We start from the raw sequence: 3,222 nt of genomic DNA on the forward strand, positions 1-3,222 counted from the left end.
TCCTCGGTGACGTCGACCACCATGGCCCAGGTCGCGCCCGAGGCCAGCCGCACCGGCGCCACCAGCCGCTCGGCCCGCTGGCCCTTGATCTTCACGCCCTCGATCACCGTCGGACCGCCGCCGGCGATCACCGCCTTGATCGCGTCGAGGCCAGGGTCGGCGTAGGCCTTCATCCGCAGGTCAGCCTCGGGGTGCGACACCCAAAGGCCGCCCGGCGAGACCAGCATGGCCCGGCCGTCGTCGAACGGCTTCAGGGCGGTCAGACGATTGGCGATATCGTCCAGGGCCAGGTCCGCGCCCATGACGCCCACGGTCTTGCCGTCGACGATCACCGGATAGGTGACCGAGGTCATCAGCAGCATCTTGGTTTCGCCGCCGTCGGTGATGTTGTCGCGATAGGGCTCCAGGATCGCCGGCCGGCCGCTGGCGGCGCTGGTCGTGTAGAAGTCCTCGCCGAACTCGGCGTCCTCTCCCTGCTCCAGGCTCAGGGCCTCGCCGCTCTTCACCCAGTAGCCGATGAAGCGGCCCTGCGGGGTCGAGCCCAGGTCGGCGCGGCCGGCAAAGGCGGCGTCGTCGCCCAGGGCGCCGGGGGCGAACATCAGCCAGGCGCCCAGCTCGGTGCGCGAGGCGCTGGCGATCGGCTTCAGCTGGGCCAGATAGACCGCGCGATCGCGCTGGCCCGCCTGGTAGCTGGCCGCGAACAGACCCGCCGACGAGCGCACGACCGCGTCGGCGTCGTCGAGGTCGTTCTTGATCTCCTGGGCCGTCTGGGCGGTGACGCTGGCGGCGTAGCGCTGGGCCAGGCTTTTGACCGCCTTGCCGCTCTGCCACGAGATCAGCAGGGAGCCGGCGATCAGCAGCACGCCCAGGGCGGCGCCGCCGGCGGTCATCAGCTTGCCGGCCAGCGACAGCCGGCCGAACGTCTTACGCACACTCATCAGGTCCCCCGACTCGACTTGAGGGCGAACAAGACGCGGTAAACCTTGCCGAACGCTGAATGGCCAGCCATCGTCCGGACCCTTAAGCAGAAGGCAGGGAAAGCCCGAATGGTCGTCGTCCACCACCTGAACAACTCGCGCAGCCAGCGCGTCCTCTGGCTGCTGGAGGAACTGGGCGTCCCCTACGAGGTCAAGCGCTACGAGCGGAACCTGCAGACCATGCTGGCCCCGCCCGAGCTGCGGGCCATCCATCCGCTGGGCAAGTCGCCGGTTATCACCGACGGCGACAAGACCATCGCCGAGACCGGCGCGATCATCGAATACGTCCTCGACACCTACGGGAACGGCCGGCTGATCCCGGCGGCGGGAACCCCGGAACGTCTGCGCTATACCTACTGGCTGCACTATGCCGAGGGCTCGGCCATGACGCCGCTGCTGCTGAAGCTGGTGTTCAGCGCCCTGCCCGCCCGCTCGCCGGGCCTGCTCAAGCCCCTGGTCAAGGCCATCGCCGGCAAGGCCCAGTCCGGCTTCGTCGATCCGCAGCTGAAGGCCCACATCGACTATTGGGACGCCGAACTGGCCAAGTCCGAATGGTTCGCCGGCTCGGACTTCACCGCCGCCGACGTGATGATGAGCTTCCCGCTGGAGGCCGCCGCCTCGCGCGCCGGGGCCAATTCGCGCCCCCGGGTGAAGGCCTTCCTCGAGCGTATCCACGCCCGCCCGGCCTATCGCACCGCCCTGGAGCGCGGCGGCGAATACGCCTACGCCGACTGAGCGAGGGGAACGCAACTCACGGTCAAGCTTATCGCCTGCGACATGGCGACGCTCGACCGTGATCTTAAGACTTCGATCACCACGAAGGCGCAAAAGATCGCCCCCTGACGTGCGCGATCCAGGCGCACCGTGCCCCGGAGATCGAGGTTGTCCCTGCAGCGTGTTCGAACCTGGCGTGATCTGCTTCACGCCCTGGGTCGAACACTGGCCGCAACCTGCGCGATTGTTCTGACGCTTCTGGCGGTGACGTTGTCCAGCGCCTCGCCGCGCGATCCGGGCCGCGTCGCCGCCGTCTTCCCGCCCTGGTGGTCGGCCGCCCACGCCGCCGGCGCGGCGACCACGGCCGGCGACATCGCCGGCGCCGGGTCCGTGCCCTTCATCCTGATCCTGCGCGGCGATCCCGCCACCCTGGGTCAGCGCCTGCGCGCCGCTGGCGCGATCGTCCTTCTCGACCCCGAGGCCGCCGGCGTCTGCGCCGCCAAGTCCGTTCTGGAACCCCGCCCATGAGCTCGAAGACCTCGAATCTCGACGTCCAGCGCCGCCTCGGCGGTCGCCTGATCCTGACCCTGACCTCGGTCATGGCCCCGATCGTCATCGGCGCCCGTTTCCTGGTGGGAGAGCACGTGCTGGGCATCGCCATCGCCGCGGTGATGACCGCCGCCCTGGCGGCCGGCGCCGTCCTGCAACGCGGCGAAACCCAGACGGGACGCATCCTGTCGGGCGTGGCGCTGATGGCCCAGGTCTCGCTGCTGGTCGCCGCCCTCGACGGCCACGCCTGGCAGATCGACATGCACATGGCCTATTTCGCGGCCCTGGCCCTGCTGGTCGTCTACTGCGACTGGACCGTCATCGCCGCCGCCGCGGCCACCGTCGCCGTCCACCACCTTTCTCTCAGCTACCTGCTGCCCGCCGCCGTCTTCCCGGGCTCGGCGAGCCTGGGCCGCGTGCTGGTCCACGCCGTCATCCTGATCGTCGAGGCCGGGGCCCTGATCATGGCCACCCAAGGCCTGCACCGCGTCATCGGCCTGGCCGAGCGCGCCCGCGCCAAGGCCGAGGAGGCCATGCAGGAGGCCCGCGAGGCCGACGCCGCCGCCGACCACGCCCGCCGCTCGGAAGAGGAAGGCCGCATCGCCCACGCCGCCGTCCAGGCCGCCGCCGAGCGCCAGCGCGCCGACATGGTCGACGCCCTCGCCCAGAGCCTGTCGCGCCTGGCCAAGGGCGACCTGTCGGTCCGTCTGGTCGAGCAGTTCTCCGAGTCCTACGAGCAGCTGCGCGCCGACTTCAACCAGGCGGCCGTCAAGCTGGCCGACGCCCTGGCCGTCATCGACGAGCGCGCCGGGGGCGTGCGCCGCGGCTCCGACCAGATCGCCGACGCCGCCTCGAACCTGTCGCGCCGCACCGAGCAGCAGGCCGCCAACCTGGCCGAGACCGCCAGCGCCATGGACGAGATCACCGCCACCGTGGGCCAGACGGCCGACGGCGCCCGCAAGGCCGCCGCCGTCGTGGCCCG

2 protein-coding genes and 2 pseudogenes are annotated in these 3,222 nt (G+C 70.7%); 3 read left to right on the plus strand and 1 reads right to left on the minus strand.

Translation table 11 applies throughout. The annotated features are described in order from the left end of the window. A pseudogene (locus DMC18_RS25185) lies at positions 1-938 on the minus strand (cache domain-containing protein); the annotation flags it as partial. A 108-nt stretch (positions 939-1,046) separates the two neighbouring features. On the opposite strand from DMC18_RS25185, the gene DMC18_RS25190 reads away from it, so the two are divergent. From DMC18_RS25190 to DMC18_RS25200, 3 genes and pseudogenes are all read left to right on the plus strand, one after another. After that, the gene (locus DMC18_RS25190) at positions 1,047-1,712 is read left to right on the plus strand and encodes a glutathione S-transferase (protein ID WP_110121311.1); all 666 of its coding nucleotides are present in this window, start codon (positions 1,047-1,049) and stop codon (positions 1,710-1,712) included. A 147-nt stretch (positions 1,713-1,859) separates the two neighbouring features. Further along, positions 1,860-2,219 (plus strand): hypothetical protein, encoded by a 360-nt coding sequence (locus DMC18_RS25195; protein ID WP_233245327.1) that lies wholly within the window; start codon positions 1,860-1,862, stop codon positions 2,217-2,219. Further along, positions 2,216-3,222, plus strand: a pseudogene (locus tag DMC18_RS25200) (methyl-accepting chemotaxis protein); the annotation flags it as partial. The gene DMC18_RS25195 and the pseudogene DMC18_RS25200, both read left to right, overlap by 4 nt.

This window comes from Caulobacter sp. D5 (assembly GCF_003185805.1).
Taxonomy (GTDB): domain Bacteria; phylum Pseudomonadota; class Alphaproteobacteria; order Caulobacterales; family Caulobacteraceae; genus Caulobacter.